A 24,642-nucleotide genomic window follows, 5' to 3' on the forward strand; every position below is an offset into this window, starting at 1 on the left:
AGCCGTGTTAATTTTTACTCATGCAAGTAAAGACCGAACTCATGGCCGAGCTGGGCCTCAGCGTGACCGAGGCCGCCCGCCGCGCGCAGATCCTCGGCGCGACGATCGGCGTCATCAACGACCTCGGGTACCGCAAGGCCACGTTCGCCAAGATCCGCGAACGCGCCGGGCTCAGCAGCACCCGGATGATCTCGTACCACTTCACCAACAAGGCCGGCCTGATGCAGGCGGTGCTGAGCACGGTCGTCGAGACGAAGAACGCGTTCCTCCGGGAACGCACCGGCGGCGGCCTGGATCCGGCCGACCGTGCCGGCTATCTGCGGGCGCACATCGAGACGTCGATCGCGTTCCTGCGCGCGTACCCGGATTGCGTGCGGGTGCTGACGGAGATGGCCGCCAACGCCGACGACGCCGAGAACTGGGCGATGACGAAGGTCCTGGTCGACGACATGCGGGTGCACGGCCTGGCCCGCCAGCTCAAGCAGGGCCAGGCCGAGGGCGCGTTCGGCGCGTTCACTCCCGAGGTGATGGCGATGTCGATCGCCCAGGCGATCGACGGCGTGGCGGCGGCCTACACGGCCGACCCGTCGCTGGACCTGGAGCTCTACGGCCGGGAGGTCGCCGACACGTTCGCCCGGGCGACCGCTCCCTGAGCGTCGAGGGCCCGGTCGAGGCGTTCCTCGAGCCGGGCCTTCGGCTGCGCCCCCACGACGGTCAGCACCGGCTCACCGCCCGAGAAGAGGATCATCGTCGGCAGCGACATGACCTGGTACGCGCGGGTCGCCTCCGGGTTCTCGTCCGAGTTGATCTTGCGCACGGCGAGGGTACCGGCGCGTTCGCGCGCCAGCTCGGCCAGCACCGGCGCGATCATCCGGCACGGCGGGCACCAGGTGGCCCAGAACTCGACCAGCACCGGGACGTCGCCGCCCAGCACCTCGGCGGCGAACGTCGCATCGGTGACGTCAGTGACCTCTGGGGCGATTTCGGACACGACAGGGCTCCTTCAGAGACGTTCGGGGACGACGCACGGATCGGGCGCGAGGCCCGGCTCCTGCCGGGCGAGGGCCTCGGCGAGCTTCACGGCGAGTTCGGCGCGGATCGCGCCGAGGCGGGCGAGGACCGCGTCGGCCTCCGCGAGCTTGCGCCGGTACATCTCGATCGAGCTCGGGCAGGAGTCGCCGGTCTCGTGGCCGCTGCGCAGGCAGTCGACGAAGGGCCTCGTCTCGTCGAGGGACAGGCCGACCGTCTGCAGCTTCAGGATCTCCGTGACCAGCTGGAGGTCGTCCTCGTCGTACTCGCGGTAGCCGTTCGCCGCGCGACGGGCCGCGAGGAGGCCCTGGTCCTCGTAAAAGCGAAGCGCACGGGTAGTCGTACCCGTGCGCTTGGCCAGCTCTCCGATCCGCATGCCCCGACGGTAGACGTTGACGTCGGCGTCAAGGCAAGCACGAAGCGGCTTAGGTGTCCGCTCCGCGGAAGTCTTCCGGGGAGACCGAGTCGAGGAACTCGCGGAACTTCTCGACCTCGTCCTCCTGCTCGTCCGGGATGATCAGGCCGGCCTCTTCCAGCACCGCGTCCACGGCGTGGATGGGGACGCCGATCCGCAGGGCCAGCGCGACCGAGTCGCTCGGCCGGGCGGACACCCGGATGTCGCCGTCGAAGACGAGTTCGGCGAAGAACGTGCCTTCCTTCAGGTCGGTGATCACGACCTGCTCCAGCTCGCGGCCCAACGCCCCGATGACCTCTTTCAGCAGGTCATGGGTGAGCGGGCGGGCGGGGCGGACCCCTTGCTGCTCCAACGCGATGGCGGTCGCTTCGACCGAGCCGATCCAGATCGGCAGGTACCGTTCGCCTTCGGTTTCCCGCAGCAGCAAGATCGGCTGATTCGCGGGCAGCTCGACCCGCACACCGACGACGCGCATTTCGCTCATCGGGCTTCGCCTCCCTCTCGTGCACACGGGCTTCAGCGCTGGAACCGCACTGCGCCGTTCACTCCCGACGCTACCCGTCATCCGTGCGCTGTGCTCGCTGTCGGACACTCTCGGCTCGCCTACCGCAAACCGTTGTTCTCACGGTACGGCATGAGGTGCCGAACATTCAGTCATTGACATGGGACCGCAAAGAAGATCTCACCGCCCCGTTACGGCTCAACAACCCGTGGCGCCACGGATTCCGGCCTTCACGAGGAGCGTGTGCAGGGTCACCGACAGTGCCGCGAGCTCCCGGACCACCTCGTCGGCCCGCGCTTTGGCCTCCGGGTCACGATGCCGGTACACCGGGGTCACGATCTGCTCCAACAGCCCGACCTCGCGGTCGGCCGCGGCACGGAAGGCGCGCAGATGTCTCGGCTCGATACCGAATTCGGTCAGGGCCTTCACCGTGCGCGCGACCAGCACCGCGTCCGGGTCGAAGAACCCCGCGGGACCGGACCGGACCAGGCCGTACTGCTGCAGTTCGGCCAGGGCGGGCGCGTCGATGCCGGCCTGCGCCAGGAGCTCCTCCTGGGTCAGGCGCAGCTCCCGGCCGGCGGCGAAGTCGTCCGCCACCGGCAGGCCGACGTTGTCGGCCGGCGCGTCGATCGGCACCAGCCGGCGCGGCGGACGCGGCAAGGCCGCGACGGGCCCGGCACCCGAGTCCGCCGCGTCCAGCTGCTCCTTGATGACCTTCAACGGGAGGTAGTGATCCCGCTGGGCGGCCAGGACGAACTTGAGCCGCTCCACGTCCGCCGCGGCGAACTGCCGGTAACCCGAGGGCGTCCGGCCCGGTTGGACCAGGCCTTCCGCCTCGAGGAACCGGATCTTGGAGATGGTGACGTCGGGGAAGTCGTGGCGCAGCTGCGCCAGGACCGCCCCGATGCTCAACCCGTCCCGTTGTGGCCGCCCGGCCGCCGTCACTGTGCCCCCTGGCCCCCGTGCCCCGGGCCGGTCAGGAAGACCAGGCGGAACTTCCCGATCTGGACTTCGTCGCCACCGGCGAGGACGGCCTGGTCGACCGGCTCGCGGTTGACGTAGGTGCCGTTGAGGCTGCCGACGTCGATGACGACGAACTCCCCGCCTTCACGCCGGAACTCGGCGTGCCGCCGCGAAACCGTGACGTCGTCCAGGAAGATGTCGCTGTCCGGGTGACGCCCGGCGCTGGTGGTGTCGCGGTCGAGCAGGAAGCGCGAGCCCGCGTTCGGGCCCCGCTTCACGACCAGCAGAGCCGAACCCGCGGGCAGGGCGTCGACGCCCTGGACCGGGGCTTCGGCGGCCGGGGCGGACTCGCGGCCTTCGGCTTCGGCCAGGAAGTCGGCCCGGAAGACAGAGGTCCGCTCCGGAGACTGCTCCGGGGGAACGCCGCCCGGCCCGTCGTTCGTGCTCACCTGAGCTCTCCTCCACACATGCTGTGTTGCCAGTACTTCAAGAACGTGTAGCCGCCAACGTACCGTGCCTGATCGCTTCTCCGAGCCCCGGGATCCCGAACCGTGAGCGAATGGCCCCGACCGGCCGGAATCCGAGGTCGGCCGGGGGTTCAGCCCTTGATCAACGCGTCGTACGCCTCGGCTTCGAGCAGGGCTTCGAGCGCCGACGGGTCGTCGAGCCGGATCTCGATCAGCCAGCCCTCGCCGTAGGGGTCGCTGTTGATCAGTTCGGGCGAGTCGGCGACCGCGTCGTTGACGGCGACGATCTCGCCGTCGACCGGCGCGAACAGCTCCGAAACGCTCTTCGTCGACTCGACCTCGCCGAAGACGTCGCCCCCGCCCACCTGGCGGCCGACCTCGGGCAGGTCGACGAACACGACGTCGCCGAGCTGGTCCTGCGCGTACTCGGTGATGCCGATCCGGACGAGGGTGTCCTCGCCGCGGGTCGCGACCCACTCGTGTTCCTCGGTGTAGCGAAGCTCTTCAGGAACGGACACCGCCGGTCCCCTTTCATGCCCTCACTGGCGAAATCTGCTGGGCGAAGTCTTACACCCACTCGGCCCAGCAGCTCGGCACGACCCGGCGGAACTGTCGCGCTCAGTCGCCGGCGGCCCCGCGCAGCGCGGTCCGCGCCTGCACGACGTAGAGGACACCGGACCAGACGTAGAGGACGCCGCCCCAGATCGTGAAGGCGTAGCCGATGGGCCGGGACACCGCCGCCACGTCCGAGCCGCCCTGCGCGAGCAGCAGGAACGGGAAGGCGTACATCAGGACGAAGGTCGCGCCCTTGCCGATGTAGGTGACCTCCGGCGGCGCGAAGCCGCGGCGGCGCAACGTCAGGACGCACACGCCGAGAACGGCTTCGCGCAGCACCAGCGGGACCACGACCCACCAGGGGATGATCTCGCGGACCAGGAACGCGATGAGCGTCGCGAGGATGTAGAGCCGGTCGGCCGCCGGGTCCAGCAGCGCGCCGAGCCGCGACATCTGGTTGAGCCAGCGGGCCAGCTTGCCGTCGAGCCAGTCGGTCAGCGCGCTGAACACGAGCACCGCGAGCGCCCAGCCGTCCTCCTCCGGGCCGAGCAGCAGCCAGAGGAAGACCGGCACGCCGGCCAGCCGCAGCAGCGACAGCATGTTGGGGACGTTGAAGGCCTGTCGCAGCAGCGACGGCTCGGCGCTCGGGGTGTTCGCTTGAGCTGGTTCTGGGGCGGCTGTGCTCACCAGCCCACCCTAGAGCTCGGGGCTCAGCACGCGCGGCGGTGGCTCCAGCCGCGTCGCTGCAGTTCGGCGCTGCTCAGGGCCTCGGGACGGCCGCGGCCGTCGGTGCCCACCCAGCGGGCCCGGCCGGGCCCGGACTCGAGGACGTACGGGCGGCCGCAGCACCAGATGACGGTGTTGGGGACGGTCGGCGGGCGGGACGGTTCTTCGGTGCTGGTGACGGCGTTCATCGCTCTCACGGGGTCGGGGCGGGGTATCGGGGACGGGAAGCTCGCCGGCTTCCACTCGGATCGTCGGCACCCGGAGCCGGGATGTTAACGGCGGCAGCGGGAATTAGACCGATCGATTCTTGATGGCAGCCTTGTGTATCGGAGCGTGAACGGGATGTTAACCGTCCACTGTGGACACACAAACGGGAGCCACCGGACACGCCCGCCACCCGGCTGGAGTAATCTCCGGCACACCCGTGGGCGAGCCGATCCACGGGGCCCCGGCCCGGATGGGCCAGAACGACCTGGCCGGCCCGACCGGGGAGGAAGGATCGCGGTGCCCCACCCGACCACCACGAGGACGTGGCGGCGATTGCTCGCGGCCTGCCTCATCGCGCCCGCGCTCGCCGCCTGTTCCGGCGACCCGGCCCCGTCCGCCGCTCCCCCGCCGCCGTCCCCGACGTCCGCGGCACCGTCGTCCGCGACGACCGGGACGCCGCCACCGCCGCCCGCCGCCTCCGGCTCGTCCGTGCCCGGCCCGGCGTCGAAGCCGGCCGCCGTGCCGCCGACCGTTCCCGGCGCGTGCGGCACCATCACCGCCGCCAGCGGGCTGACCCTCTACGTCTTCGACAGTGGTTCGAGCGGCGTCAGCTGCGTGGCGGCGACCCAGCTGGTCACCGACTTCCACCGCAAGATCGCCGGACGCCAGGGCGCCGGCTCGAACGACGCGGTGAACGAGACGGTGAACGGCTGGCTGTGCACGTCCGGGCCGCCCGCCGCGCAGGGCGGCACCACCTGCACCAAGGGCGAGCAGACCGTGTTCGCCGCCGTCGTCCCGTCCGAATGACCTCCCGTTCCGTCCGCTTCTGAAGGGCCCATGAAGACACTCGCGTACCCCTTGCTGCTCGTCGCCGCGACCGCCGTCCTGGCCGGGTGCGGCGGCGCCGACCCGGCGCCCGCGGCGCCGTCCGCCTCGAGCGCGGTCCCGGCCGAGGCGGCCGCGGCGGCGTCCACGGCACCGGGCGTGCCGTGCGGCGACGTCACCGGATCGAGTGGCGCCAAGACGGCGGTCATGGCGCACGGCAAGGTCGACTGCACCGCGGCGACGACGCTGCTGAAGGACTACTTCGCGAAGCTGACCCCGGCCGAGGCGGCCTCGGCCGACGGCCCGGGCCCCGTCGTGCTCGACGAGTGGACGTGCGGCAGCGGCGCGAACGACCCGGTGACGGTCTGCTCGACCGAAGACGGCCGCCAGATCGAGGGCACGCGCAGCTGACGCCCGCCGGGCTCAGCCCTTGAGGTCCGGGAAGTCCTCTTCGCGGAACTCCGTGCCCGCGCCGCGCGCCGGGTCGCTCTCGCGGCCGCGCAGCTCGACGCGGCGGATCTTGCCCGAGATCGTCTTCGGCAGCTCCGCGAACTCGAGCCGCCGGATCCGCTTGTACGGCGCGAGGTGCTCACGGCAGTACGCGAGGATCGCCTTCGCCGTGACCGCCGTCGGCTCGTGGCCGGCGGCCAGCACGACGTACGCCTTCGGCACCGCGAGCCGGATCGGGTCGGGGGCCGGGACGACCGCCGCCTCCGCGACCGCCTCGTGCTCGATGAGCACGCTCTCCAGCTCGAACGGCGAGATCCGGTAGTCCGACGCCTTGAAGACGTCGTCGGTGCGCCCGACGTAGGTGATGTACCCGCGTTCGTCGATCGAACCGACGTCGCCGGTGTGGTAGAAGCCGTTCGCGAAGGCCGTCGAGGTGCGCTCGTCGTCGCCGGCGTAGCCCGTCATCAGGCCCACCGGGCGGTGGTCGAGGTCGAGGCAGATCTCACCTTCCGACGCCCGTTCGCCGCTGACCGGGTCGACCAGCGCCACGACGAACCCGGGCAGCGGCCGGCCCATCGAGCCCGGGACGACGTCCTGGCCCGGCGTGTTGGCGATCTGGACGCTGCTCTCGGTCTGGCCGAAGCCGTCCCGGATGGTGACGCCCCAGGCCTTCTCGACCTGGTCGATCACCTCGGGGTTCAGCGGCTCCCCCGCGCCGACGACCTTCTGCGGCGGCGTCTTCAGCGCCGTCAGATCGGCCTGGATGAGCATCCGCCAGACCGTCGGCGGCGCGCAGAAGCTCGTGATGCCGCAGCGGTCCATCTGCGCCATCAGCGCGTTCGCGTCGAACCGGTTGTAGTTGTAGAGGAACACGGTCGCCTCGGCGTTCCACGGCGCGAAGACGTTGCTCCACGCGTGTTTCGCCCAGCCCGGCGAAGAGATGTTCAGGTGGACGTCGCCCGGCTCCAGGCCGATCCAGTACATCGTGGACAGATGCCCCACCGGGTACGAGACCTGGGTGTGCTGCACCAGTTTGGGCTTCGCCGTGGTGCCCGAGGTGAAGTACAGCAGCAGCGGGTCGGCGGCCTTGGTGGGGCCGTCCGGGGCGAACTCGGGCGACTCGGCGAACGCGGTCGTGTACGAGTGCCAGCCCTCGACCGGCTCCCCCACCGCGATCCGGGTGTAGTCGCCGGCGACGTCCGCGAACTTCTCCGTGTCGGCCGAGCGGATCACGACGTGCTTGGCCGCGCCGCGCTCGACTCGGTCGGTCAGGTCGGCCGGGCCGAGCAGGGTGGACGCCGGGATGATCACCGCGCCGAGCTTGATCGCGGCGAGGATCGTCTCCCACAGCTCGCCCTGGTTGCCCAGCATCAGGATCAGCCGATCGCCGCGGCGCACGCCGAGGCCGCGCAGCCAGTTCGCCACCTGGTTGGACCGGCCCGACATCTCCGGGTAGGTCCAGCGGTTCTCGGTGCCGTCCTCCTCGACGATCCACAACGCGAACCGCTCGGCGTTGTCCGGATCGTGGGCGATGACGTCGAACCAGTCGATCGCCCAGTTGAAGTGGTCGAACTCCGGCCAGGCGAAGTCGCGGTACGCCGTGTCGTAGTCCTCGCGGTGCTGCTGCAGGTAGTCCCGCGCCACACGGAACGCGTGGTGGACTTCCGAAGCGCCGTTGCTCACCCTGCTGCCTCCTTGGTCTATTCGCCCGTGAACTCCGGCTTTCGGCGCTCCATGAAGGCCTGCACCGCCTCGCCGAGGTCCTTGCTGGGCAGGAACGCCGAGTTCCACGCCGCGACGTACCGGAGGCCGTCGGCGACCTGGCGCTCGGTGTTCGCCGCCAGTACCTGCTTCGTACCCTGCACCACCAGCGGCGGGTTCGCAGCGATCTCGCCTGCCAGTTCCCGCGCGGCCTTCAGCAGCGCGTCCTGGTCCGGGTAGACGTCGTTGACGAGGCCGATCTTCTCGGCGCGGGCGGCGTCGATGTCCTTGCCGGTCAGCGCCAGCTCGCGGACGTGGCCCTCGCCGATGATCGGGGCGAGCCGCTGGAGGCTGCCGATGTCGGCGACGATGGCGACGCGCACCTCGCGGACGCTGAACTTGGCGTCCGCGCTGGCCAGCCGGATGTCCGCCGCGGTGACGACGTCGACGCCGCCGCCGATGCACCACCCGGAGACGGCCGCGATGACCGGTTTGCGGCATTCGGCGATGGAGCTGACGGCGGCCTGCAGCCGCCGGACCTCGGTGTGGAACTCGCTGCGCGGGCCGGCGAGCGCGTCGCCCGCCAGCAGCGGCGCCCAGCCGCCCATCATCGCCGGCAGGTCGAGGCCGTAGGAGAAGTGTGCCCCGCTGCCGGTCAGCACCACGGCCCTGACCTGCGGGTCCGCGTCGAGGGCCCCCATCACCAGCGGCAGCTCGCGCCAGAAGTCCGGGCCCATCGCGTTGCCCTTCGAAGGGCCGAGGAGCGTCACTTCGGCGACGTGGCCTTCGATGTCGACCTTGAGGGAGACGAGGCCGGGCAGATTGTCAGCGGTAGCGGTCATGAGGTCATCTTCACCCATGCCCGCGACCACCCGCCATTGGCACGGTGTCAATTGAACTGTGATCCTCGGCGGCCCGCCGCTGTGCCAACGTGGTCAGGGGATGCTTTCCTGGAGGAAGGTGACCACGACGCGGGGAGGACGGTGGGACATGAGCCCGGCCAGCAGCGCGACCCTGATCGAGCCGGAGCCCCCGGCCCCGCCCGCGCGGCGAGCGTCGCGGCCGATCGAGCTGACCGGCTCGTTCGACCACGAGGGGCACCGCCTCTGGTACACCGAGTTCGGCAGCGGCGACAAGGTCGTCGTCCTGACCCACGGCATCATGCTCACCCGCCGGATGCACGCGCCCCTGGCCCGGCGGCTGGCCCGCGCCGGGTTCCGGGTGGTCACCCTCGACCTGCTCGGCCACGGCGACTCGGACCGGCCGACCGAGTCGTGGCTGTACTCGATGCCGTCGTTCGCCGAGCAGACCCTGGCCCTGCTGGACCACCTGGAGGTCTCCTCCGCCGTGATCGGCGGGACCTCGCTGGGGGCGAACGTCTCCCTGGAGGTCGCGGTGTCGGCGCCCGAGCGGTGCCTCGGGCTGATCGTCGAGATGCCGGTATTGGACAACGCGATCGTCGCGGGGCTGGTCACGTTCGCCCCGCTGCTGATGGCCGCCCGGTTCCTGCCGGTGACGGTGCAGGCGGTGGCGCTCGCGGCGTCCCTGGTCCCGCACGGCAACCAGTGGGTCGACGTCGTCACCGACACGCTCTCCCAGCGCCCGGCCCCGATGGCGGCCCTGCTGCACGGAGTCCTGTTCAGCCGGATCGCGCCGCCGAAGTCGGTCCGCCGCAAGATCACGACCCGCGCGCTGGTGATCGGCCACCAGGGTGACCCGATCCACCCGTTCGGCGACGCGGACACCCTCGCCGTCGACATGCCGGACGCGGAGTTCGTCCAGGCCCGCAGCCCGGTGGAGCTGAGGTTCGACCCGACCCGGCTGTCGGACGCGATCCGCGACTTCGCCGCGACCTGCTACGAGGACTGAGGCTGGGCCAGACCCGCGACCGGGCCGATCACGATCACCGCGGGCGGCCGGACTCCCGAAGCCGCCGCGTCGGTGACCACCGTGTCCAAAGTGGACCGCAGGGCGCGCTGGGTGCGCATCGTGCCGTCTTCGACGATCGCCACCGGGGTGTCGGCCGGGCGGCCGCCGTCCAGCAGGGCCTTGGCGAACTGCGGGAGCCGCTCGACGCCCATCATCAGCACGATCGTGCCGCGCATCCGCGCCAGCAGGTCCCAGTCGACCAGCGACCGGTCGTCCCCCGGGGCGACGTGACCCGAGACCACCACGACCTCGTGCGCGACGCCGCGGTGGGTCACCGGGACGTCCGCCACCGCGGGGACCGCGAACGCGCTCGTGATGCCCGGGACCATCGTCACCGGGACGCCGGCCTCGGCGCAGGCCAGCACCTCCTCGAAGCCGCGGCCGAACAGGTACGGGTCGCCGCCCTTGAGGCGGACGACGAACTTGCCATCCTTGGCCCGCTCGATGAGCGTGCTGTTGATGACGTCCTGGCTGGCCGCGCGGCCGTACGGGATCTTCGCCGCGTCGACGATCTCCACCTCGGGCGCGAGTTCGTCGAGCAGCTCGCGGGGCGCCAGGCGGTCGACGACCACGACGTCCGCGCGCGAGAGCAGCCGGCGGCCGCGGACGGTGATCAGTTCCGGGTCGCCGGGGCCGCCGCCGACCAGCGCGACGCCGGGGAGCGTGCCGTCCGGGTGCGGGCGGCGGCCGTCTTCGACCGTGCCCGCGTGCAGGCCGTCCAGGATCGAGTCCCGGACCGCCGCGGACCGCAGGGGCTCACCGCCCGAGAGCACGCCGAACAGCAGCCCGCCGTGGCGGCCGGACGCCGGGGTCACGGCGCTGCCGGACTCACCCTCGTCGGCGCGGACGCAGAACACGCGCTCGCGCTCGGCCTCGGCGCAGATCGCCGCGTTGACCTCGGCGTCGTCGGTGCAGGCCAGCGCGTACCACGCGTCGCGGAGGTCGCCCTCTTCGTAACGGCGTTCATGCCACACGAGCTCACCCGCGTCCACCATGCCCTGCACCGACGGCGTCGTGTGCGGGGACACCAGTTCCACGCGCGCGCCCGCGCGGATGAGCCGGGGCAGCCGGCGCTGGGCCACGGAACCGCCGCCGAACATCACGACGCGGCGGCCGGTCAGCTGGAGGCCGGAGAGGTAGTGCGGGTCGTCCATGGGCGGGAGTTTATTAAGGCACCGGCGCCGCACCAGCCAGGCGTGCGAAGAGTCACCGTTCGAGCAGGGCCAGCAGGTCGGTGTTGCCGAACATCTTCGCCGTGTCGAGCGCCGACGGCTGCCCCGCGCCCGGCTCGGCGCCGCCGTCGAGCAGGGCGCGCACGACGTCCGGCTCGTTCTTGAAGACGGCGCCCGCCAGCGGGCTCTGGCCGCGGTCGTTCTGACGGTTCGGGTCGGCGCCGCGTTCGATCAGGGCGGTCACCGTGTCGGCGTGGCCGTGGTAGGCGGCCAGCATGACCAGGGTGTCGCCGCTGTCGTTGGTGAGGTTGGCCGGGATTCCCCGGTCGACGTACGCGGCCAGCTCCGCGGTCCGGCCCTCGCGCGCGAACCTGAAGATCTTGGCCCACAGCGCCAGCATCTCCGGCGTGAACTCCTCGTCACTCATGGGGTGAGGCTCTCACGAAACCCGGAACACCGGCCCGCGCGCGGGGAACGGCAGCCGCGCGCCGCGGGGCACCAGGTACGCGTGCTCGCGCCGCGGCCGCACGTGGTCGCACCGCGCGTCGGTGATGATCAGGATCGGCCCGTCCGGTGGGAAGTCCGGCGCGCGCTGGAGCAGGTCGACGCCGGGCTGCAGGATCGTGCCACCGCGGCCGCGCACCTTGACGCGGCCGGCGATGTCCTCGACGGCGAGATACCCGGCGTCGTAGGCGACGGCGTCGCAGAACACCACCCGCGCGGCCGGGACGTCGCGGGCCATCGCGTAGGAGGCGATCGCGCCCAGCGCCTTGCCGAGCAGCTCGGCGTTCATCGAGCCGGACGTGTCCAGCACGACGCCGAAGGTGGCGCGCTTGTCCAGCTGCTCGGGCCGCACCTTGCCCGGGCGCGGGATGTCCGGCGTCGACGTCTGGCGGCGTGACGCCCGGGCGTAGCTGCGCACCGGCAGCTCGACGCGGACGTGCTCGTCGAACCAGCGTGCCAGCTGGGCGTCCCACGGCAGCGGCGGGTGCTCGAGGGCCCGGATCTCCTGCTCCAGCCCGGCCGGCAGCAGGCCGCGGCCCTGGTTGTGGTGGTATTCCAGCCCCTGGGTGAGCCCGCGGCGGTAGAACTCGTCGAGGTCGACGCCGTGGACGCGGTCCGTCCACGGCATGGGCCGGGGCTCACCGCGGCGCGACGACCGGCGCTGCGCGGCGTCGGGCTCGGACAGCCAGCCGCCCAGGACGTCCCCGGCCTCGCGGCCACCGAGAGTCTGCAGCTTGCGGGCGCGCCGGAGGTCGGTCGTGAGCGTGTCGTACACCGACTCGGCCGACAGGCCGGTCAGCTGCGGGTCGTGCAGCGTGCCCTCGGGCAGTTCGCCGACGGCCATCGCGACCAGCCAGCCGTTGATCACGTAGTCGCAGGCGACGTTCCACAGGTACGGGTCGCGCCCGAGCGCGCGGCGGTCGTGGCGCAGCGCGGCGTGCAGCATCTCGTGCGCCAGCACGAACCGCCATTCCGGCGCGGTCAGGGCCGCGTGCGGGTTGACGTAGATCTCGCCGTGCTCGGCGTCGACCGCGGCCACGGCGATGTCCCAGGCCCGGACGACCTCGGCGTCGGCGATCAGGGTGAAGCCCGCGGCCAGCGCGCCGAGCAGCGGGAACGACGAGACGAACCACTCCAGCGCGCGGTCCCACTCCCCCAGCGTCCGCCGGTGGCGGGTCTGCCCGCGCGCGTCCGCGGCGCGTTCCATCGCGTCGGTGGCCGACGCGATCAGCCCGCGGGCGAACCGCTCGGTCCACGGCTCGGGCTTCCCGTTGTATCGGAGGTGCCAGCGGCTCGGCGGTGGTCCGAGCCGCAGGCACGGCCGCGCGCCGCCGGTGCCGAGCCCCGTGAACGGCCCGGGGACGCCGGTTTCGCGCCACGCGCGGGTCAAGGAGAACTCGTCGCCACCCGGGAGTTCCGGGAGCAGCACGATGGGTTCGCCGACGTGGACCGCCTCGGCGAACCGGTGGACGGCCACACAGCACGCGGCGCCGTACGACGCGTCGATCTCCCGGACGGGGGTGACGGTCTCGGCGTCGGTCAGCGTCTCTTCGTCGAGGTGGCCGAGGCCGAGGTGCAGCAGCAGGTGCGCGAACACCCACGCCCACTCCGCGGGCACGGCGTCGCGGGCGCGGTTGGCCGTGATCACCCCGCGGTCGCTGACGACGGCCCAGCCGCCGACGCCGGTCAGGCTCTCCTTGTCGAGGCTCGCACCGCGCGTCAGGTGGTCGAGCACGGTGTGCTCGCGGGCCAGGGCCCAGCCGGCGTCGATCGCCTTGGCCCGCCGTTCGCGGCGCTTGGCCTCGGCCTGCGCGCCGCTCACGCGCGCGCGTCCACGAGCCGGGGCAGGTCGCGGGCGGCCTCGACGAGGAACCACGACGGCAGCCGAGGGTGGCCCGCCTCGTCGTCGGCGATGACCAGCTGGGCCATCTCGAGGGAGATCTCGGCCAGCTCGACGAGCAGGCTCTTCGCGCGGAACGCGAACTGGCGCACCGCGGCCGACGCGTGCCGCTTGTCCGCGGGCAGGTCCTTGACCAGCCGCGCGCGGAACGTCTCGGCGAGGAAGTACAGCAGGTCCCGGTCGCCGGGCTCGGCGGGCCAGCGGGCGTCCCCCTTGACGATGGCTTCGAGGTCGAAGGCGTGCCGGGCCACCTTGAGGTACGCGCGGAACGAGCCGGCGTGCTGCGGGGTGAGCGTGGCGTAGGCCAGCAGCGCGATCGTCTCGTCGTCGGCGGCGTCGCCGTACGAGTGCAGCAGGTCCGACAGCATGTGCCAGGACCGCGGCGTCGAGAAGGGCTCTTCGGTCTTCGGCGGCGGGCTCCACAGGTGGTCCGGGCGCTGGGTCAGGTACTCGACGACCGAAGGGTGGATGTCGTGGCTCATCGCCCAGGTCAGCCAGTCGGCGGGCGAGGCGCGCAGGTGCACGTGGACGAGCCGGTTGACCAGCGCGGACGCCATCGGGCGCGCGAGGGCCTGGTCGGTGGCGCGGTTGCCGGCGCCGATCACGACCGAGCCCGCCGGCAGCTCGTACGAGCCGATGCGGCGGTCGAGGATGAGCGAGTAGAACGCCTTCTGGACGTCGGGCGCGGCGGCGTTCAGCTCGTCCAGGAACAAGCAGTACGGCTCGTCGCGGGCGATCTGCTCCGGCGGGCAGAACCGGCTGCGGCCGTCGACGATCTGCGGGACGCCGATCAGGTCCTCGGGCGCGAGCTGGGTGCCGAGCAGCGAGACGCAGTCGAGGCCGAGCGACGCCGCGAATTCCCGGACCAGGGAAGACTTCCCGATGCCCGGCGCGCCCCACAGGAACACCGGCCGCACGACGGCGGCGGTGAGCAGGACTTCGGGCAGCTGGGCGGGCGTGACCGTGAGCTGGGCGTGCACGTGCGGACCTCCTGGTGTCAGGACATCCGGTGCGACGCCCCCTTTCGCAGGCTCATGATCGCGCGCCCGCCCAGCCGCGCGCACCTGGTTTTCAGCTGGCGCGTCCCGCTGCCGGATACGGCAGCAGGGCCATCTCCCGCGCGTTCTTGATCGCCGTGGCGACCTGTTTCTGTTGCTGCGGCGTCAACCCCGTCACCCGGCGGGCCCGGATCTTGCCGCGGTCGGAGACGAACTTCCGCAGCAGGTCGACGTCCTTCCAGTCGACAAGCGTGATCCGGTGGGCGTGCAGCAAGTTCACCTTGCGCTTGACCGGGCGGTCCCGGGTCGGCTTCGGCATCCGGCTCACCAGCTCGACTTCGTGACGCCGGGCAGCTCACCGTGGTGGGCGGCCTGGCGCATCTTCACCCGTGACAGCCCGAACTTGCGCAGGTACCCGCGCGGGCGGCCGTCGGCCGTGTCCCGGTTGCGGATCCGCGTCGGGCTCGCGTCGCGCGGCAGCTTCTGCAGCGCGACGACCGCCGCTCCCTTGTCCTCGGCGGACGCCGACGGCGAGGCGATGACGGCCTTCAGCGCTCGACGGCGTTCGACGTACCGCGCCGCGATCACCTTTCGCTGCTCGTTCTTCGCGATCTTCGACTTCTTCGCCATCAGCGCTCTTCCTTGAACTCGACGTGCTCGCGCGCGACCGGGTCGTACTTGCGCAGGACCATCCGGTCCGGGTTGTTGCGGCGGTTCTTCTTCGTGACGTACGTGTAGCCGGTCCCCGCGGTCGACCGCAGCTTGACGACCGGCCGGATGTCGGTGCTCTTCGCCATCAGAACTTCATCCCTTTCGCCTTCAGTTCGGCCACGACGGCCTCGATCCCGCGCTTGTCGATCGTCTTCATCCCCTTGACGGAGACGCGCAGCCGCACCCAGCGGCGCTCGCCGGGCACGAAGTAGCGGCGGTTCTGCAGGTTCGGTTCCCAGCGCCGGGACGTGCGGCGGTGCGAGTGCGAGACCTGCTTGCCGTACCCCGGCTTGCGGCCGGTGACCTGGCACACGGCGGACACGGACCCTCCCAAGTTGATAGTGGTTGTCGTTTTCATCTACTCTACGCACCGTACCCGGCCCGTATTCCTGGAGCTCTTGTGACCCCTGATCCCCGCGTCCCGCTCGTCCTCGTCAGCGGCCTCGCCCCGGGCGCGAACGCCACGCTCGCCGAGCTGCTGCGCGTCGCCGAGCCCGGGACCGCCGTCGTCCACCACGACCTGCGCGACATCCACTCCGGCGTCGTCCGCCGCCGCCTGCGGCTCGAGCAGCGCGACCAGCTGACCGTCCTCGAACTGGCGCACGGCTGCGTGTCCTGCACCCTGCGCGAGGACCTGCTCCCGCTGCTGCGGCACCTCGCCCGGATGCCGCAGGTGCGGCGGATCGTCGTCCGGCTCGACGAGGCCATGGAGCCCGAGCCGGTGAGCTGGGCGATCCGCAACGTCCTGGTCGGCGACCACCCGGTGCACGACGACGTCGACCTGCGCGCCGTGCTCACGGTCGTCGACTGCGCGACCTGGCTCGCCGACGCGACCGGCGACGACGCCCTGGCCGAGCGCAACCTGCAGGCCAGCCCGGAGGACGACCGGACCGTCGCCCAGGTGGCGCTCTCCCAGGTCGAGTTCGCCGACGTCCTCGTGCTGGCCGGCGCGGCGACCGACGCGTGGGGCGCGGCCAAGGCGTCCGCCGTCCTCGACCGCGTCGCGCCGTCGACCCCGCGGGTCGAGCTGAGCCGGGTGGACGGGCACAGCGTGCTCGACGCCGTCCCGGCCGGCGCGCGCCGCGGCGAGGTCACCGACATGCACGGCGCCCTGCTGCGCGGCCAGCCGCCGCTGCACGCGGATTGCGGCATCGGGCTGGTCACCTTCACCGCCGAGCGGCCGTTCCACCCGCAGCGGCTGCACGACGCGCTCGACGTCCTGCTCGACGGCGTCGTCCGCACCCGCGGCCGCGCTTGGGTGGCCAGCCAGCCGGACGTCGCGTTCTGGATCGAGTCGGCCGGCGGCGGGCTCGGCATCGGGCACGCCGGGCCGTGGCTCGCCTCGCCGGAGGGTCCGGAGTGGACGGACGTCTCCCCCGAGCGCCGCACCCTGGCGTCCCTGCGCTGGCACCCCGTGCACGGCGACCGCGCGCAGGAGCTGGTCGTGGTGACGGACCAGACAACGCCCGACGAGATCGACGCGGCCCTGCGCGGCGCTCTACTGACCGACGAGGAACTGAGAGCCGGCCCCGAGGCGTGGGAGCGCTATCCCGATCCGTTCGGCGACTGGCACGAAGAACCCTGCGAAGACACCGAAACCGACCCGGCGCGGCACGACGCGACCGCGGCGAACCGAAAGGAAGACCAGTGAAACCAGGCATCCACCCCGACTACCACCCCGTGGTCTTCAAGGACTCGTCCACCGGCGACGCGTTCCTGACCCGCTCCACCGCCACGTCGGACAAGACGATCGAGTGGTCCGACGGGCAGACGTACCCGCTGGTGCAGGTCGACATCAGCTCGTGGTCGCACCCGTTCTGGACCGGCACCCAGCGGATCATGGACAGCGCCGGCCAGGTCGAGAAGTTCCACCGCCGTTACGGGAAGCGGGGTACGCGCTGATGGCCGTCCCCAAGCGCAGGAAGTCGCGCAGCAACACCCGTGCCCGGCGGTCGCAGTGGAAAGCCGCGGTCCCGGATCTGGTGCCGATCAAGGTCGACGGCGAGACGCAGCTCGTCCCCCGCCGGCTGATCCGCCACTTCCACTCGTGAGCGTCCCGGTCACCGTGCTCTCGGGCTTCCTGGGAGCGGGCAAGACGACGTTGCTCAACCACATCCTCGCCAACCGCGAGGGCCTGCGGGTCGCGGTGATCGTCAACGACATGAGCGAGGTGAACATCGACGCCGCGCTCGTGCGCTCGCAGGAGCGTCTGGTGGAACTGACCAACGGGTGCATCTGTTGCACCCTGCGGGAGGACCTCCTGGAGGAGGTGGCAGCGCTCTGCGCGGACGACCGCTTCGACCACGTGCTCATCGAGTCGAGCGGGATCTCCGAGCCGATGCCGGTGGCCGCGACGTTCACGTTCCTGGACGCCCTCGCTCGCCTGGACACCATGGTGACAGTGGTGGACGCGGCGAACTTCGCCCGGGAACTGGCGGCCGGAGACTCCCTCGTGGAGCGCCGGCTGGACCAGTACCCGGGCGACGAGCGGACGGTGAGCGACCTGCTGATGGACCAGGTCGAGTTCGCGGATGTGCTGCTGCTGAACAAGACCGACCTCGTCTCACCGGACGACGCGGCGCTGCTGGTCGCGGTGCTCCGGCGGCTCAACCCGGCGGCCGACGTCGTGACCGGCAGCTTCGGGAAGGTGCCGCTGGAGCGGGTGTTCGGCACGGGCCGCTACGACGTCCTGCGCGCACAGGAGGCGCCGGGCTGGGTCGCCGAGCTGAACGGCGACCACGTGCCGGAGACCGAGGAGTACGGCATCTCGAGCGTCGTGTTCCGCGCGTCCCGGGCCTTCGACCCGGCGCGCCTGTGGGACTTCGTCGCCCGGCGGCTGGACTCCGGCGAGTTCGGGACGGTGTTGCGTTCCAAGGGGTTCTTCACGCTGGCGTCCCGGCCCGGGGTGACCGGGCTCTGGTCCCAAGCTGGGACGGTGGCGCGGTTCGAGCCGCAAGGCGTGGCGGAGGAGCCGCGGCAGGAACTGGTGTTCATCGGCGTCGACCTGGCGGGTGAGGCGCTGCTGGGCGCGCTGCGGGCGTGCCTGGGTGACGTCGCGAGCGGCCCGGACCCGTTCCCGGACTGGGAACCCCTCCACGGCCACTGAGCCGGTCTGCCGCGGCTTGTCGTGAGTGTTTAGGGCGGTTCTAACCGCCCTGAACACTCACGACGGGACGGGCGCGGCGGGTGCGTCAGTGGTCGTCGTAGTGGTCTTCGTGCGGCGCGTGGCGGTGGCCGTCGTGGAGGTAGTCGACGTGCTCGCCGTGCGGGACCGCGACGTGGCCGCAGCCTTCGCCGTGGGTGTGGTCGTGGCCCGCGTGCGGGACGTGGCCGGCGATCTCGCACTCGTCGAAGTGCCCGTCGTGCGCGCGGTGCAGGTGCCCCTCGTGCGCGTAGTCCACGTGGTCGCCGTGCGGGACCGCCGCGTGGCCGCAGCCTTCGCCGTGGACGTGGTCGTGGCCTGCGTGCTCGACGTGCGGGATGGTCATCGGGCGTTCCTCCGGTGATGCGCTCTGCTGCATATGTCCACTTCGGACGCTAACACCGGGTGACCGCGCCGACCGGGCGAAAGCTCCCACCTCACCCGATAGGTCCGAGTTGATCAACCCAGGTTTATCAGTCTAGGTTGACGAATGTGACGGACGAGGAGCTGCTCCAGGCGAGCACCGACCTGCGCGTCGCCCTGGGCCGGCTGGTCCGGCGGCTGCGCCAGGGGTACGTCGTCGGCGAACTGACCCTGCCCGAACGTTCGGTGCTCTCGCGGCTCGACCGGGAAGGCCCGGCCACGCCGGGGTGCCTCGCCGACCTCGAACGGGTCAAGCCGCAGGCCATGGGCGTGACGCTCGCCGGGCTGGTCGAGCGCGGGCTCGTCGTGCGCCGCAAGGACGACAGCGACGGCCGCAAGGTCCTCATGTCGGTGACCGACGCCGGCGTCCAGCTGCTCACCGACCGGCGGTCGGTGACCACCGAGCGGATGGCCACCGCGCTGGCCGAGCGGTTCACCCCGGCCGAGCAGCGCAAGCTGATCGCGGCGATCCCGCTGGTCGAGCGGCTGGCGGACGCCCTGTGACGGGCACCGGAACGCCGAACCGCTACAAGTGGGTCGCGCTCTCCAACACCACGCTCGGCGTGCTGATGTCGGCGCTCGACGGCTCGATCGTGATCATCTCGCTGCCCGCGATCTTCCGCGGCATCGGCCTCGACCCGCTCGCCCCGGGCAACATCGGCTACCTGCTCTGGATGATCCTCGGCTACCTGCTCGTGCAGGCCGTGCTGGTGGTGACGCTCGGGCGGCTCGGCGACATGTTCGGCCGGGTCAAGATGTACAACCTCGGCTTCGTCGTCTTCAGCGTCGCGTCGGTGGCGTTGTCGTTCGACCCGTTCCACGCCGGCGGCGGCGCGCTGTGGCTGATCGGCTGGCGGGTGGTGCAAGCCGTCGGCGGCTCGATGCTGACGGCCAACTCCGCGGCCATCCTCACCGACGCCTTCCCCACCGAGCAACGCGGCATGGCGCTGGGTGTCAACCAGATCACCGCGCTGGCCGGGCAGTTCCTCGGGCTGGTGGTCGGCGGGCTGCTCGCCGAGATCGACTGGCGCGCGGTGTTCTGGGTGAGCGTCCCGTTCGGGCTGCTCGGCACGATCTGGTCGATCCGCAGCCTCCGCGAGGTCGGCACGCCGAAGCGCGCGAAGGTCGACTGGGGCGGCAACATCACCTTCGCCGCCGGGACCGCGCTCCTGCTGGCCGCCATCACGTACGGCATCCAGCCCTACGGCGGCGCCGCGACCGGCTGGGGCAACCCGCTGGTGCTGGGCGGCATCGGCGCCGGCGTGCTGCTGCTCGTGACGTTCGGCCTCATCGAGACCCGGGTCGTCGCGCCGATGTTCCACCTCGGGCTGTTCCGGATCCGCGCGTTCGCCGCGGGCAACATCGCCGCGTTGCTGACGTCGGTGGCCCGCGGCGGCATGCAGTTCATGCTCATCATCTGGCTGCAGGGCATCTGGTTGCCGCTGCACGGCTACGACTACGAGCGGACGCCGTTGTGGGCGGGCATCTACATGCTGCCGCTGACGGTCGGCTTCCTCCTGGCCGGCCCGGTGTCCGGGTACCTGTCCGACCGGTTCGGCGCCCGGCTGTTCTCCACCGGCGGCCTGCTGCTGGTCGCGGCGGCGTTCCTGGGCCTGCTGGCGCTGCCGGTGAACTTCCCGTACCCGGCGTTCGCCGCGCTGCTCGTGGTCAGCGGCATCGGCCAGGGCATGTTCTCGGCGCCGAACACCTCGGCGATCATGAGCAGTGTCCCGACCGAACAACGCGGCGTCGCCTCCGGCATGCGGGCGACGTTCCAGAACTCCGGGACGTCGCTGTCGATCGGTGTGTTCTTCTCGCTGATGATCGCCGGCCTCGCCGGCTCGCTGCCGCAGACGCTCACCAGCGGCCTGCAGGCCCACGGCGTCGCCGCGAACGTCGCCGACGGCGTCGCCCAGCTGCCGCCGGTGAGCACGCTCTTCGCGGCGTTCCTCGGCAGCAACCCGGTGGGGCACCTGCTCGGCCCGGACGTCCTGGCCGGACTCGCGCCCGGCGACCGGGCGACGCTCACCGGCGGGGACTTCTTCCCGCAGCTGATCTCCGGGCCGTTCCACCACGGCCTCGTGATCGTGTTCACCGCGGCGGCGGTGATGGCCGTCGTCGCCGCGATCGCCTCGGCGTCGCGCGGCGCCCGTTACTTCCACCCGACCGCAGATGCAGTTAAGGAGAACCGATGACCGACGAACTCATCGCCGGAACCGTCACCATCACCGGGAACAGCGGCGACGAGATCGAGGCCTACGCGGCCAGGCCCACCGACGCCGCGACGCGCGGCGGGGTCGTGGTGATCCACCACATGCCCGGCTACGACGCGTCGACGAAGGAGATGGTGCGCCGCTTCGCCGCCGAGGGCTACAACGCGATCTGCCCCAACCTCTACGCCCGCGAGGCCCCGGGCGCGGACCCCGACGACGCGGCCGCCACGGTCCGCGCGGCCGGCGGCGTCCCGGACGACCGCCTCGTCGGCGACGTCTCCGGCGCGGCCGACTACCTGAAGGCCCTGGAGAACGCGAACGGCCGCGTCGGGGTCATCGGGCACTGCTCCGGCGGGCGGCAGGCGTTCCTCGTCGGCTGCTCGATCGAGGTCGACGCGGCGGTGGACTGCTACGGCGCGTTCGTCGTCAACGACCCGCCGGAGGCCATGAAGTTCATGAAGCCGTTGCTGGGCAAGGCTTCGGAGCTGTCCTGCCCGCTGCTGGGCATCTTCGGCGCCGACGACAAGTTCCCGAGCCCGGACGAGGTCGCCGTGCTGGCGGCCGAGCTGGAGAAGCTCGGCAAGGAGCACGAGTTCCACACGTACGCCGACGCCGGCCACGCGTTCTTCGCCGTCGACCGCCCGAGCTACCGGCCCGAAGCCGCGAAGGACGGCTGGGAACGCATCCTCGACTTCTACGCCCGCACGCTCAGCGCCTGAGAGGACCCGCCATGTGCACCTACCTCACCGAGAAGTTCGCCCTCGAAGGCAGCGGCAAGGGCGCCCGCGGCTGGTTCCGCCTGAACGAGGGCACGGTCTACGTCGACCACCCGGTCCACGCGCCGTACGCGCACACGGTCAACATCGACTTCCGCAACCCGGACCTGGGCGCCTCGGCCCGCGTCGCCCTGGAACTGACGGAAGAAGACGCCCTGGCCCTGGCCGACGCCATCGTCGCCGCGGTCAAATCGGCCCCCGCCGGCCTGGCCTCCCGCAACCAGTAGCCCAAAGCCGTGAAGGCCTCCTTACCGGCTCTTATGGCCGGGAAGGAGGCCTTCACGGCTTTCACGGCGTGTAGAGGGCGCCCAGGAACTCCAGGAGGAGGCGCTCACGTAGCGGGGCGGGTGCCGTCGCGAGGAGCGCGTTGATCGGCGCCATGCGGTCCGGGAGGCCTGAGGCGCCGCCTAGGCCCGCTGCCGCCAGCAGGCCTGCGAACTGTTCCGACGTCAAGGTTGCCGGGTCGAGGGCCGCGACGAACTCCGCCACCGCCGGGTCGATCACCACCGGGCCTGACGCGCGGGCCGCGTCCACCGACGCCGCGAGGTCCGTGAGGAATTCCTTTTCGCTGCCGTGGTTCGCCGCCGTGACCGTGAGGTGCAGGTTCGCCGGGGACGTCAGGTGCGCGAACTGCGGCTGGACGTACCAGCCGCGGGTCTTCATCTCGTCGGCCACCGTGAACAGGTCGAAACCGTCGTCGCCGGTGAACGCGATCAGCGTCGACACCGGGTCACCGAGGATCCGCAGGCCCTCGATTTCGGCGACACCGGCCCTGATCCGCGAAACGGCTTCGCGGGTCGAGGAAGCCAGGCTCAGGTAGCCGTCTTCGCCGAGGTGGCGGACCACCGCCCACGCCGCCGCCAGCGGGCCGCCGGAGCGGGTGCTCTGGATCGTCGTGTTCAGCATCGTGTAGCCCGGCCAACCCGCGCTCGCGAAGTAGTGCGTCCGGCGCAACTCCGCCGACGCGTGCAGCAGCACCGACGTCCCCTTCGGGCAGTACGCGTACTTGTGCAGGTCCACCGAAATACTCGTGACCCCGGGGACGCGGAAGTCGAACGGCGGGACGTCGGCACCGAGGCGGGCGAAGTACGGCAGCACCCAGCCGCCGATGCAGGCGTCGACGTGCATCCGGACGCCACGCTCAAGAGCGGCCGCCGCGATCTCGGGGATCGGGTCGAGGACGCCGTGCGCGTACGACGGCGCGCTCGCCACCACCAGGACCGTCGAGTCGTCGATCGCCGCGGCCATCGCGGCCGGGTCCGCGCGGAACGTCACCGGGTCGACCGGGACGTCGATCCGGCGCAGCCCGAACAGGTGCGCGGCCTTGTGGAACGCCGCGTGCGCGGTGGTCGGCAGCACGATCGACGGCGCGGCGATCTCCGGGTGCGCGTCGCGCGCGGCCAGCACCGAGAGCAGACACGACTCCGTGCCGCCTGACGTCACCGAACCGACTACACCCGGGACGTCGCCGAGCAGCCGGGACGCCGCCGCGACGAGGTCGTTCTCCATCCGCAGCAGGCTGGGGAACGCCGTCGGGTCGAGGCCGTTGGCCGACGACGCCAGCGCGTGCGCGGCGGCCCCCAGGGAGTCCACTTCGGACAGACCGCTGTCGTAGACGTAGGCCAGCGTGCGGCCGCCGTGCGTCGGGAGGTCACCCGCGCGCAGCTCCCGCAGCGACGCGAGGACGTCCTCAGGCGGGTTCATGGCGCGGCTCCAGTACCGAGCGCCGCAGCAGCGGCAGGGCCAGCGCGATCAGCACGCCCGGGATGATCGACGAGCCGAGCAGGATCGCGACGATCGCGCTGTGCGGCTGGTCGGTCGTCGCGTCGGTGCTCGACACGTACCCGCCGAACGCCAGGATCGCGCTCCACAGCCCGGCGCCCAGCGCGAGGCCGAGCGTCTCGCCCGCGGTCCACACGCCGGCCGCGATCCCCGCGCGGGTCTCGCCGGTGCGTTCCTCCTCGGCGGTGATCAGGTCCGGCAGGATGGCCAGCGGGAACACCGAGATCCCCGCGTAGCCGACGCCGCAGAGCGCGACGAACACGAGGATGATCACGAGCGGCAGCGACTGGGCGAGGATCAGGCCCAGCAGGCCGATCGCGAACGCCGCCGTCGCGATGCGGAAGCCGTTGAGCTTGCCGACGCGGGCGCCCAGGCGCGGCCACAGCGGCATCGTCAGCAGCGCCGGGCCGACGAAGATCACGAAGATCACCGTGCCGTAACCCTCGCTGCCCAGGATGCGCTGGGCGAAGAACGGGATGGCCGCCAGGACCGTGCCGATCCCGAGGGCCTGGATGAAGTACGTGCCGAGCAGCCAGCGGAACGGGCGCCACCGCGCGATGGTCCGCGAGAGGTCCTTGAAGCTGACCGTGTTCGGCCGCAGGGACCCGACCGGCGCGTCCTTGAGCCCGAAGTACACCAGCAGCGTCGCGGCCAGCACGATCAGCCCGATCACGATGGCCATCACGCGGTAGCCGGCGACCCCGCCGATGCCGGAGGTGATCGCCGGGGCGCCGCCGCCGCAGATCAGGATCGTCACGGCCAGGACGCCGATGCGCACGCTGGTGAGCTTCGTCCGCTCGTCGGCGGACTCGGTCAGCTCGGCCGGCAGCGCGTTGAACGGCACCTGGAACACCGCGTACGCGGTCGCGCAGGCGGTGAACAGGATCGCCACGTACAGCGCGTCCGGCAACGGCGAACCGAAGCCCGGGTGGGCGAACATCAGAGCGAAGAGGATCGAGACGCCGATGCCGCCGATCAGCAGGAACCGGCGCCGGCTGCCGGTCTTCAGCAGGTTCGCGTCGGACATCCGCCCGGCGATCGGGTTGAACAGCACGTCCCAGGCCTTCGGGACGAACACGATGACGCCCGCCGCCGCGGCGGGCACGGCCATCGTGTCGGTGAGGTACTTGACCAGGATCAGGCCGGGGACCGTGCCGAAGGACCCGGTGACGAACGAGCCGAGCGAATACCTGAACCGCGTCCGGCCGGACAGCGTCGTCATGGTCCTCCTCGAAGAGAAATCCGATGAGGC

General features: G+C 71.5%; 33 protein-coding genes. 12 read left to right on the plus strand and 21 right to left on the minus strand.

The annotated features are described in order from the left end of the window. Positions 1-20 precede the first annotated feature (20 nt). On the plus strand, positions 21-653 hold the full coding sequence (locus OHS18_RS06965; protein WP_328454883.1) for a TetR/AcrR family transcriptional regulator: 633 nt from the start codon (positions 21-23) through the stop codon (positions 651-653). Here OHS18_RS06965 and trxA read toward each other — a convergent pair. The 8 genes from trxA to OHS18_RS07005 form a co-directional block, all read right to left on the minus strand. Then, on the minus strand, positions 605-991 hold the full coding sequence (gene trxA / locus OHS18_RS06970) for a thioredoxin (RefSeq protein WP_328454881.1): 387 nt from the start codon (positions 989-991) through the stop codon (positions 605-607). The genes OHS18_RS06965 and trxA overlap by 49 nt on opposite strands. A gap of 12 nt (positions 992-1,003) precedes the next feature. Then, a complete protein-coding gene (locus OHS18_RS06975) occupies positions 1,004-1,405 on the minus strand; it encodes a MerR family transcriptional regulator (protein WP_328454879.1) in 402 nt (133 codons plus the stop codon). A gap of 49 nt (positions 1,406-1,454) precedes the next feature. Then, on the minus strand, positions 1,455-1,928 hold the full coding sequence (locus OHS18_RS06980; protein WP_009078856.1) for a bifunctional nuclease family protein: 474 nt from the start codon (positions 1,926-1,928) through the stop codon (positions 1,455-1,457). A gap of 216 nt (positions 1,929-2,144) precedes the next feature. Continuing rightward, entirely contained in the window at positions 2,145-2,891 is a 747-nt protein-coding gene (gene ftsR, locus OHS18_RS06985; protein WP_328454867.1) for a transcriptional regulator FtsR, read from the minus strand. Next, positions 2,888-3,358 carry a glycogen accumulation regulator GarA gene (gene garA / locus OHS18_RS06990; protein ID WP_328454865.1) on the minus strand — a complete coding sequence of 157 codons (471 nt, stop codon included), beginning with the start codon at positions 3,356-3,358 and terminating at the stop codon, positions 2,888-2,890. Before garA ends, ftsR begins: the two co-directional genes overlap by 4 nt. A gap of 149 nt (positions 3,359-3,507) precedes the next feature. Beyond that, a complete protein-coding gene (gene gcvH / locus OHS18_RS06995) occupies positions 3,508-3,894 on the minus strand; it encodes a glycine cleavage system protein GcvH (protein ID WP_328454863.1) in 387 nt (128 codons plus the stop codon). Between the two features lie 100 nt (positions 3,895-3,994). Next, positions 3,995-4,618, minus strand: coding sequence for a CDP-alcohol phosphatidyltransferase family protein (locus OHS18_RS07000; RefSeq protein WP_328616364.1), 624 nt, complete (start codon positions 4,616-4,618; stop codon positions 3,995-3,997). Between the two features lie 23 nt (positions 4,619-4,641). After that, a complete protein-coding gene (locus tag OHS18_RS07005; RefSeq protein WP_328454859.1) occupies positions 4,642-4,845 on the minus strand; it encodes a hypothetical protein in 204 nt (67 codons plus the stop codon). A 316-nt stretch (positions 4,846-5,161) separates the two neighbouring features. Between OHS18_RS07005 and OHS18_RS07010 the strand changes: the two genes are divergently transcribed. Together OHS18_RS07010 and OHS18_RS07015 are read left to right on the plus strand one after the other, a co-directional pair. After that, positions 5,162-5,671 (plus strand): hypothetical protein, encoded by a 510-nt coding sequence (locus OHS18_RS07010; protein ID WP_328616365.1) that lies wholly within the window; start codon positions 5,162-5,164, stop codon positions 5,669-5,671. Positions 5,672-5,701: 30 nt separating this feature from the next. Beyond that, a complete protein-coding gene (locus OHS18_RS07015; protein WP_328616366.1) occupies positions 5,702-6,100 on the plus strand; it encodes a hypothetical protein in 399 nt (132 codons plus the stop codon). Between the two features lie 12 nt (positions 6,101-6,112). On the opposite strand, the gene OHS18_RS07020 is transcribed toward OHS18_RS07015, so the two are convergent. Then, complete coding sequence (locus OHS18_RS07020; protein ID WP_328616367.1) at positions 6,113-7,822, minus strand: AMP-binding protein; 1,710 nt, start codon at positions 7,820-7,822, stop codon at positions 6,113-6,115. Positions 7,823-7,839: 17 nt separating this feature from the next. Next, positions 7,840-8,682 carry a crotonase/enoyl-CoA hydratase family protein gene (locus OHS18_RS07025; RefSeq protein WP_328616368.1) on the minus strand — a complete coding sequence of 281 codons (843 nt, stop codon included), beginning with the start codon at positions 8,680-8,682 and terminating at the stop codon, positions 7,840-7,842. A 148-nt stretch (positions 8,683-8,830) separates the two neighbouring features. Here OHS18_RS07025 and OHS18_RS07030 point away from each other — a divergent pair, with 148 nt between their 5' ends. Continuing rightward, positions 8,831-9,709 carry an alpha/beta fold hydrolase gene (locus tag OHS18_RS07030; protein ID WP_328454849.1) on the plus strand — a complete coding sequence of 293 codons (879 nt, stop codon included), beginning with the start codon at positions 8,831-8,833 and terminating at the stop codon, positions 9,707-9,709. On the opposite strand, the gene cobA is transcribed toward OHS18_RS07030, so the two are convergent. The 8 genes from cobA to rpmB all read right to left on the minus strand — a co-directional run bounded on the left by cobA (position 9,697) and on the right by rpmB (position 15,376). Continuing rightward, the gene (gene cobA, locus OHS18_RS07035; RefSeq protein ID WP_328616369.1) at positions 9,697-10,923 is read right to left on the minus strand and encodes a uroporphyrinogen-III C-methyltransferase; all 1,227 of its coding nucleotides are present in this window, start codon (positions 10,921-10,923) and stop codon (positions 9,697-9,699) included. The genes OHS18_RS07030 and cobA overlap by 13 nt on opposite strands. 52 nt (positions 10,924-10,975) lie before the next feature. Then, positions 10,976-11,368, minus strand: a complete 393-nt coding sequence (locus tag OHS18_RS07040) for an ankyrin repeat domain-containing protein (protein ID WP_328454845.1) — start codon at positions 11,366-11,368, stop codon at positions 10,976-10,978. A gap of 12 nt (positions 11,369-11,380) precedes the next feature. Further along, the gene (locus OHS18_RS07045; RefSeq protein WP_328616370.1) at positions 11,381-13,267 is read right to left on the minus strand and encodes a vWA domain-containing protein; all 1,887 of its coding nucleotides are present in this window, start codon (positions 13,265-13,267) and stop codon (positions 11,381-11,383) included. Further along, positions 13,264-14,325 carry an ATP-binding protein gene (locus tag OHS18_RS07050; RefSeq protein ID WP_328616371.1) on the minus strand — a complete coding sequence of 354 codons (1,062 nt, stop codon included), beginning with the start codon at positions 14,323-14,325 and terminating at the stop codon, positions 13,264-13,266. Before OHS18_RS07050 ends, OHS18_RS07045 begins: the two co-directional genes overlap by 4 nt. Positions 14,326-14,416: 91 nt before the next feature. After that, positions 14,417-14,671 carry a 30S ribosomal protein S18 gene (gene rpsR / locus OHS18_RS07055; protein WP_328616372.1) on the minus strand — a complete coding sequence of 85 codons (255 nt, stop codon included), beginning with the start codon at positions 14,669-14,671 and terminating at the stop codon, positions 14,417-14,419. Then, positions 14,668-14,973, minus strand: a complete 306-nt coding sequence (gene rpsN / locus OHS18_RS07060) for a 30S ribosomal protein S14 (RefSeq protein ID WP_328616373.1) — start codon at positions 14,971-14,973, stop codon at positions 14,668-14,670. The genes rpsR and rpsN overlap by 4 nt, the downstream gene beginning before the upstream one ends. Continuing rightward, entirely contained in the window at positions 14,973-15,140 is a 168-nt protein-coding gene (gene rpmG / locus OHS18_RS07065) for a 50S ribosomal protein L33 (RefSeq protein WP_328616374.1), read from the minus strand. Before rpmG ends, rpsN begins: the two co-directional genes overlap by 1 nt. Continuing rightward, a complete protein-coding gene (gene rpmB, locus OHS18_RS07070) occupies positions 15,140-15,376 on the minus strand; it encodes a 50S ribosomal protein L28 (protein ID WP_326949786.1) in 237 nt (78 codons plus the stop codon). Before rpmB ends, rpmG begins: the two co-directional genes overlap by 1 nt. A 78-nt stretch (positions 15,377-15,454) precedes the next feature. On the opposite strand from rpmB, the gene mrf reads away from it, so the two are divergent. Genes mrf through OHS18_RS07090 form a run of 4 tightly spaced genes read left to right on the plus strand, consistent with a single transcriptional unit; the run spans position 15,455 to position 18,160 of the window. Then, positions 15,455-16,705 (plus strand): ribosome hibernation factor-recruiting GTPase MRF, encoded by a 1,251-nt coding sequence (gene mrf, locus OHS18_RS07075; RefSeq protein WP_328616375.1) that lies wholly within the window; start codon positions 15,455-15,457, stop codon positions 16,703-16,705. Next, on the plus strand, positions 16,702-16,956 hold the full coding sequence (locus OHS18_RS07080; RefSeq protein ID WP_328616376.1) for a type B 50S ribosomal protein L31: 255 nt from the start codon (positions 16,702-16,704) through the stop codon (positions 16,954-16,956). The genes mrf and OHS18_RS07080 overlap by 4 nt, the downstream gene beginning before the upstream one ends. Continuing rightward, positions 16,956-17,105 (plus strand): 50S ribosomal protein L32, encoded by a 150-nt coding sequence (gene rpmF, locus OHS18_RS07085; RefSeq protein WP_328454822.1) that lies wholly within the window; start codon positions 16,956-16,958, stop codon positions 17,103-17,105. The genes OHS18_RS07080 and rpmF overlap by 1 nt, the downstream gene beginning before the upstream one ends. Beyond that, a complete protein-coding gene (locus tag OHS18_RS07090) occupies positions 17,102-18,160 on the plus strand; it encodes a GTP-binding protein (protein ID WP_328616377.1) in 1,059 nt (352 codons plus the stop codon). The genes rpmF and OHS18_RS07090 overlap by 4 nt, the downstream gene beginning before the upstream one ends. 85 nt (positions 18,161-18,245) lie before the next feature. On the opposite strand, the gene OHS18_RS07095 is transcribed toward OHS18_RS07090, so the two are convergent. After that, a complete protein-coding gene (locus OHS18_RS07095) occupies positions 18,246-18,542 on the minus strand; it encodes a hypothetical protein (RefSeq protein ID WP_328454818.1) in 297 nt (98 codons plus the stop codon). 146 nt (positions 18,543-18,688) lie between these two features. Between OHS18_RS07095 and OHS18_RS07100 the strand changes: the two genes are divergently transcribed. From OHS18_RS07100 to OHS18_RS07115, 4 genes are read left to right on the plus strand one after another with little or no spacing between them, the layout of a single operon-like run. Continuing rightward, a complete protein-coding gene (locus tag OHS18_RS07100; protein ID WP_328454817.1) occupies positions 18,689-19,123 on the plus strand; it encodes a MarR family winged helix-turn-helix transcriptional regulator in 435 nt (144 codons plus the stop codon). Then, positions 19,120-20,814 (plus strand): MFS transporter, encoded by a 1,695-nt coding sequence (locus OHS18_RS07105; protein WP_328616378.1) that lies wholly within the window; start codon positions 19,120-19,122, stop codon positions 20,812-20,814. Before OHS18_RS07100 ends, OHS18_RS07105 begins: the two co-directional genes overlap by 4 nt. Then, entirely contained in the window at positions 20,811-21,551 is a 741-nt protein-coding gene (locus OHS18_RS07110; RefSeq protein ID WP_328616379.1) for a dienelactone hydrolase family protein, read from the plus strand. Before OHS18_RS07105 ends, OHS18_RS07110 begins: the two co-directional genes overlap by 4 nt. A gap of 11 nt (positions 21,552-21,562) precedes the next feature. Continuing rightward, positions 21,563-21,835 carry a DUF6295 family protein gene (locus OHS18_RS07115; protein ID WP_326949793.1) on the plus strand — a complete coding sequence of 91 codons (273 nt, stop codon included), beginning with the start codon at positions 21,563-21,565 and terminating at the stop codon, positions 21,833-21,835. Between the two features lie 61 nt (positions 21,836-21,896). On the opposite strand, the gene OHS18_RS07120 is transcribed toward OHS18_RS07115, so the two are convergent. Both OHS18_RS07120 and OHS18_RS07125 read right to left on the minus strand, forming a co-directional pair. Continuing rightward, on the minus strand, positions 21,897-23,312 hold the full coding sequence (locus OHS18_RS07120; protein ID WP_328616380.1) for a pyridoxal phosphate-dependent decarboxylase family protein: 1,416 nt from the start codon (positions 23,310-23,312) through the stop codon (positions 21,897-21,899). Further along, the gene (locus OHS18_RS07125) at positions 23,299-24,612 is read right to left on the minus strand and encodes an MFS transporter (RefSeq protein WP_328454801.1); all 1,314 of its coding nucleotides are present in this window, start codon (positions 24,610-24,612) and stop codon (positions 23,299-23,301) included. The genes OHS18_RS07120 and OHS18_RS07125 overlap by 14 nt, the downstream gene beginning before the upstream one ends. Positions 24,613-24,642: the final 30 nt, after the last annotated feature.

The organism is Amycolatopsis sp. NBC_00355, from assembly GCF_036104975.1.
Lineage (GTDB): Bacteria > Actinomycetota > Actinomycetes > Mycobacteriales > Pseudonocardiaceae > Amycolatopsis.